At 57.7% G+C, this 6294-nt stretch carries 6 protein-coding genes; 4 read left to right on the forward strand and 2 right to left on the reverse strand.

Annotated features, from left to right (window positions below; all coding sequences use genetic code 11):
- Nucleotides 1-29 precede the first annotated feature (29 nt).
- Entirely contained in the window at nt 30-1091 is a 1062-nt protein-coding gene (locus B7364_RS18295; RefSeq protein ID WP_085340132.1) for a DUF2155 domain-containing protein, read from the reverse strand.
- A complete protein-coding gene (locus tag B7364_RS11295; protein ID WP_085340146.1) occupies nt 1091-1480 on the reverse strand; it encodes an NADH:ubiquinone oxidoreductase subunit NDUFA12 in 390 nt (129 codons plus the stop codon). The genes B7364_RS18295 and B7364_RS11295 overlap by 1 nt, the downstream gene beginning before the upstream one ends.
- Before the next feature lie 213 nt (nt 1481-1693).
- On the opposite strand from B7364_RS11295, the gene B7364_RS11300 reads away from it, so the two are divergent.
- The 4 genes from B7364_RS11300 to B7364_RS11315 all read left to right on the forward strand — a co-directional run bounded on the left by B7364_RS11300 (nt 1694) and on the right by B7364_RS11315 (nt 6200).
- Nucleotides 1694-4414 carry a TSCPD domain-containing protein gene (locus B7364_RS11300; RefSeq protein WP_157893656.1) on the forward strand — a complete coding sequence of 907 codons (2721 nt, stop codon included), beginning with the start codon at nt 1694-1696 and terminating at the stop codon, nt 4412-4414.
- Nucleotides 4415-4490: 76 nt separating this feature from the next.
- Nucleotides 4491-4979, forward strand: a complete 489-nt coding sequence (locus tag B7364_RS11305) for a pentapeptide repeat-containing protein (protein ID WP_085340134.1) — start codon at nt 4491-4493, stop codon at nt 4977-4979.
- An 84-nt stretch (nt 4980-5063) separates the two neighbouring features.
- The gene (locus B7364_RS11310) at nt 5064-5864 is read left to right on the forward strand and encodes a pentapeptide repeat-containing protein (RefSeq protein WP_157893657.1); all 801 of its coding nucleotides are present in this window, start codon (nt 5064-5066) and stop codon (nt 5862-5864) included.
- A gap of 30 nt (nt 5865-5894) precedes the next feature.
- Entirely contained in the window at nt 5895-6200 is a 306-nt protein-coding gene (locus B7364_RS11315; protein ID WP_085340136.1) for a TM2 domain-containing protein, read from the forward strand.
- Nucleotides 6201-6294: the final 94 nt, after the last annotated feature.

A 6294-nucleotide genomic window follows, 5' to 3' on the forward strand; every position in this document is an offset into this window, starting at 1 on the left:
GACCTATCACTTGCTCTTGGCAGAGGCGATCAAGTGCCCTTCAGTTTTCCCTGTGCCGGGGCTGCTGGTGCCGCAGGTGCAGGACCCGTCCGAGGCTCTGACTCACCAGAATCTGTTCCCGACGCCGCTGGAACCTGTGGCGCTGCCTCTGGAGCCGCCGCGCCGGCTTGGCCTTCAGAGCGTGGGCGCGCTTTGCTTGTCGACGATTGAACAGCACTTGGCTGCACGACTGCCCCCTCGCAACTAACCAGCCACATATCATACGTGGGATGATCAATCGGCGTCACGGCGGGGCTGGACGCGATAATCCAGCCTTTTCGAATGACGCGTTCCTTATTGGCTTCACGCATGCCGCGACGATCGCGTTGGGGCAACACAGCCAATTGATTGAGATTTCGCCTGCCCATATCGGTCACTTCGACATAGGCCCAAGACTCAAACGCATCCTCTGGATGGGAGGCATAACACGCCGAAAGCCGCAGCCGCAAAGATCCATAAGTCACTTGGCTGCCGACTGGCACCCGAACCCGCACATTAGAGCCCTTTTCACGGTCCAACGCGCCGAGCAAAACACCTGTGCCGCGGATTTCTCGTACAGGTTTCGGCCCTGTTTCCAGCGCTTCCGGGGGAAACAACAATTCAAGGGGAACAAGGGGAATGTTCGGGCCAACCAAGCGCGGCATAACCAAGCCACTTGCAGCTAAGGCCTGTTGTTCGGCTTCGGCCTGGCTGAGCGCTTCGCGGCGGATTCGCGCACGCAATTCTTCTTCGGGCGTCATCCAGGTGCCCGTACCATTTTGACGAAACGCGGGCGCAACATCGCCTTCTTCTGGCTCTGCTATCGGGCCTAGTTCCGGATCAATGCCGCCACTTGACGCAGGCGGAGGTGTTGGATTTGCCGCTTTTGCAGCTTTTGATGGGTCGTTTGACCCACTTGCGCCCAAAGCAGGACGCAAGGCGGTCCCATTGGCTTCGGGATTGGCTGATTGGGCAATCACGCTGCCGCTGCCCAGTGCAATGCACACCGAACCCAGCGCAAGCCAGCCTAGTTTCTTGAGGTCAAACATGGCCGTGCCACTTGCCTGTTTCATCACTCTGGCGACCAAGACTCATAGTCACTGGATGATTTGGCGCGCTCACCCGAGGCCGCTAAGCTGCCCTTTGGACGATAGGCAAATACCGTTCCGGTCAGATTCGGCAGATGTGGCTTTTCCCAAAACTTCAATTGGAAGGGCTCAATCGTTGGGGGCTGTTCGAACGTGTGGTGCAGCCAACCGTGCCAGTCTGCGGGAACGCGTGATGGTTCAGCATAGCCTTTATAGAGCACATAGCGCCGTTTGCGCCCTTCTAATGAAGCTTTGCGCTCTTCAAAATAGCGATTGCCTTGGTCGTCCTCGCCCACCAAAGTTGCACGCTTTGCGATATCAAACAGTGCGCCAATCGTTGCACCATTCCACCACGTAAAGATTTTTGTGAGCACGGGTTTTTCCTTTTCGATCCCTATTATGCCCCGCCCCGTTCCGGGCATCAAGTCGAAGCGGCATGACACAACAGGCCATAGCCAGCATGGGCGGCCACAGTCCCGCCTTTTTGGCACAAAACCATCTCTGAGATGCAGATTTTCCCCAATGAGGACTAGGCGGCTCACGACTTCAGGCAGATGATCACCGGAGTGATTCGCGATGGGGCCACCGTGAGCTTTGATTCCGCCTTCTTTGGTCATGAACAATTTATCGCCCAGCCCGATATGCTGCGCGAAGTCGGCCCCGATTCTGGCCCCTTCTATGCCCCAGCTAGCTGGACCTTGGACAATGTTCTGGCGTTTGGTGAGGCAGCCAACCTACCCGATGAAACATCGATTTCAGATGCGATTCTCGACATTGCTGGGCGGATCGGGGCATTAGCCTGTGCGCGCGGTCTTCTGGCGGATGCAGCAGCGCGTGACCATTTCGAAGCCGTATTGGCCAATAGTCTGTTGAACCGGCAAGTGCTGCTTGAACCGGGCCATTTGCGGGCGCTGGGCCTTCAAGGCGGGGCTACGCGCGGATTCGTCTTGAACATGGGCACGGGAGCCCCTGAAATCGAAATCGGCTTGCCGGCGGTTTGGCTCGAACCCCAAGCAAGCACGCGCGTGGTGCCTTGGGCGCATGCAGAAGCGATTGTCCATCAGCGCCGGCAAAGTCAGTTTGACTCTTCTGCCCTGTCGATGGGCCGCATCCAATTGCGCGATGCCTTGGCGCGGGTCAGCGAAGCCGTGGGTCGGGCTGAAGGGGCTGGGCATGACGACCCGCGTGACAATCCGGTTTTGGCCCAAGCTGTTGCCGCAGCCTTTCGCCTTGGTGCGCCTGCAGGGGCGGTCGTGGAAGCGATCGAGGACGCCAAACAGGGCATTTTTGATGCCACGGCCCATGGCGGGGCGCTAGACGCACCCGTTCTAGAGCCAACCACAATCATTCTGCCGCCGGATCAAACACTCGATGGTGACTTGCTCTTAAAGGCGGCCCGAACCGGATGTGGCTTCGCCTTTGATGAGGCAGCCTTTATGGCCTCTGGCCCGGCGGTCGTGGTGGCCCTTTCGGCGTTTTTTGAAGACAGAGATTTCAGCCAGCTAAAGCGGGTAGCAGCAGCTTGGCGGATTGGGTTGGACTGCTTAGGCACGGCGACGGCCTTTCCAACCAAGACCGCCGCGCAGACTTGGGCCAAAGAGCGCGGCGCTATCATGCGCTATTGCGATGGAGCGGGCCTCTTGATGGCGCGCGGAAAATCCTATGCCCGCCTTGAGGACCAGCTTGTCGTACGTGATGCGTTGCGGGCCTTGGCCGCAGGCGCTGCAGCAGCGGCCGACCACCTTGTCGAATTTGCAGGCACAAGCACCTCCACTGCGGCATCTTTCGAAACGGCCTTGAAACCGCAAGAATATGGACTGGTTCTGATTGCTCTCGGGGCAGATGCACCGGGCCTCGCCCCCATTCAAGGCCCAACAATCGAAACCGCTTTATCGGGGGAAGAGACTGGCTTTTCCGTGCGGCCCTGCGTGCTCCGCGGCCTGAAAAGCTTGGGTCTTGATGAGCAAGACGCGGCGCGCCAATTGCTCGGGACAAGGACGCTTGTCGGGGCCCCGGGTCTTTCCTATGAGGCCTTGGCCAGCCGAGGCGTTGATGAAGATGGCCTCGCCGCGATTGCCGAAGCCTTGATCAGCGCGCGTACCCTGCGCCAGGTCATAACGCCCTGGCTGCTGGGTCCTGAAGAAACGGCCCTGTGGTGTGGGTGTAGTTTAGACAAAGTGTTACAACCGGGCTTTGATGTGCTGACAGCCTTGGGCTTTACCTCGCAGGACATCGCCGCAGCCCAGAAATGGGCTTTGGGTCAACCTGATCATTGGGGCCTATTGCCCAATCAAGATGTTTTTGCCCCAGCTGGCCGCGACGAGATTTTGCGGTTTGCGGCAGCCCAAGATGACGAGATCCGCCATTATCTTAACTTACATCTGCCCGTATCCCGGTCGGAAAACACGCGCGCTTTGGCAAGCGACTTAGCGCGCGCCTTGAGCCGTTCTGGCGTTGCGGGCTTTAAGCTGAAATTGCCAGAGCCTGGTTTTGACGCGCCCAGCTTCGATCTGAGCCGGTATGAACATGTGGCTGAAGAGGTCAAAGTCGAACGGGTCGAAGTGGTGGTGGAGCGCGTGGTCGAACGCCTTATCCCGCAGCCCGCCGCGCGGCGGCGCCTGCCCGATCGCCGTAAGGGCTACATTCAAAAGGCCTCAGTCGGTGGGCATAAAGTCTATCTACATACGGGTGAATTTGATGATGGCGAGATCGGCGAAATCTTCATTGATATGCATAAGGAAGGTGCGGCCTTCCGGTCCTTGATGAATAATTTTGCGATCGCAACGTCCATTGGCCTGCAATATGGCGTGCCGCTGGAAGAATTTGTCGATGCCTTTGTTGGCACACGTTTTGAGCCTGCAGGCGACGTTGAGGGCAATGATTCCATCGTCCGGGCGACTTCTATTCTCGACTATTTGTTCCGCGAATTAGCCGTATCCTATCTGGGGCGCGACGATTTGGCGCAATTGGGCGAGGACCGCTTTGACGAGGCTGTAACCGATGCGGGCGCGCCAGAGGCCAATGATCCTGTCCGCTTCATCTCCAAAGGGTTTTCGCGAGGCAGCTTGCCAGACAATCTGGTTCGCCTGCCAAGTGCTGCCGAACGCGCCAGCCGGAACGCCGCGAGCGCTCAAGAACGCCCGATCCAAGCAACGCTGATCCAACCCCAACCTTCTGCGCCGAGCCCTCATTATGAGGGCGACCCCTGCCCCGATTGCGGCCATTTCACCGTGAAGGCCAATGCCTTTGGCTATGCCTGTGATGCCTGTGGCTGGGCGGGTCCACGCCAAGCCGAAGGCAATGCCTAGCGCCCGAGTCACAAGTCGGCACCAATCCTGCAAGGGCTATCTAGAACCTGTGTTTAGCCCGCTGGAGCGTCCGAAAATGAAACGTCTCGCCATTGCCATCCTCGTCGCAGCCGCCTTCGGCTCCCCTGCCTTTGCGCAAAATGCGGGTCAGATCGGTCAAGTTAAGGCGGGTAAGTCCTGCGCCAAATGCAATCTTTTTCAAGCAGACCTCAGCTATTCCGACCTGTCGCGCAAGAGCTTCTCGGCCTCGCGTTTGCGCCAGTCTGATCTCTCGCTCAGCACGATTGATGGCACCAATTTCGGACGCACCGATTTGTCGATTGCCAATCTATATGGTGTGCGCGCTACCGGGGCAAACTTCGCCGGGGCCAATCTCGAGCAGGCAGTTTTGGTAGGAGGCTATTTTTCCAGCGCCAATTTCGCAAGGGCAAATCTGGCCAACGCCAATCTGTCTGGCGCTGAAATGGCCGGTGCGCGCGGCTTGACCCAAGCCCAATTAAACAAGGCATGCGGCGATGCTGAAACCACTCTGCCTCGCGGTCTGACGGTACCTGTCTGCAAATAAGGGCGAGCTTATGGCTGCCCCGTGACAAATTGTTACAACCATTTAAGTGGAAATATGGCGGTAAAGCAGTATAAGGCATACATCATGTCAAAAGCCTTGCCTGTCCTTATTGCATTCGCCCTCGCTCCCATCGCTCAGCCGGTTATGGCATTCACTTGGGATCAACGCGGCAAGCCCTCGACGGTGACCTTTACCGGTCGCTTTTCAGGGCTATGTGCGGGCTGTGACTTGTCCAATCGTCGGATGGACAATGCGCATATGTCGTCAGGCAATTTTGCCGGTTCGAACTTTTCAGGCTCGCAATTACGCAGCGCCGAAATGACGGCTGGTAATTTTGCGGGCACCCGTTTTGATCGGGGCGACCTCAGCAGTGCCGAAATGAATGGCTCTAATTTTCGTGGCGCAAGCTTTGTTGGAACAGGCCTACGCGCCATTGAAGCAGCGGGGGCCAATTTTAGCGGCTCTGATTTTGCGGGTGCGGACCTATCCAATGCCGAACTGATCGGCGCGAATCTCATGGGCGCAAAATTTGGTGGCACGCGCGGCACCAATCCAGATTTTAGCGGGGCCAATATGACCGGCACCATGTTCATGGGGGCCGCTTTCGTCAATGCAGACTTTACCGGGGCGATCATGACGCGCGCCAATATTGAAGGTGCAGACCTCTCACGCGCGGATTTAACCGGTGTGATCTTACGCGATGCTCGGATCAGCCGTACGCGCCTGCAAGGCGCAGACTTTACCGGGGCCAATCTGTCGGGTGCAGACCTCTCGACGGCGACAGGCTTGACCACCCGCCAGCTTGAAGATGCTTGCGGCGATGAAGCCACGTCTTTGCCCGCTGGTGTGACAATCCGCGCTTGTAAGGCGCGCCGTCCGCGCTAAGCTCGCCCCAGAAATAAGGGGCTCGTCACCGTGGAAATCACCGAAAAAGACATGATCGCCATTGAGTTACGCGCCGATGAGGAATGCAAAAGCCCATTCCAAGCCTATGTCTTGTGGTTCTTTTTGGGCTGGTTGGGTGCCCATCGTTTCTTTGTGGGGCATAAGAAATCTGGCCTCGCGATGTTGATTTTGACCCTCAGCATGGTCGGCTTTCCCATTTCCTTCTTCTGGTGGCTGGCCGATTCGGTTCGGCTCGGTGGTTTATTGGAAGAAGAACGCGAACAAGTCCGCGACCGAATTGCACGTGAGACTTTGGAGTTGCGCCACCTCTATTGAAAGCCACAAAGCCCCATCTCTCTGGATCTTGCGGCCTGCCCCCAACACCTATAGCCCCGCGAGGAAAAGACCTCCGGGGGTTTGCCTTGTGCTT

Origin of the sequence: Aquidulcibacter paucihalophilus (assembly GCF_002105465.1) — a bacterium.
Classification (GTDB): domain Bacteria; phylum Pseudomonadota; class Alphaproteobacteria; order Caulobacterales; family Aquidulcibacteraceae; genus Aquidulcibacter; species Aquidulcibacter paucihalophilus.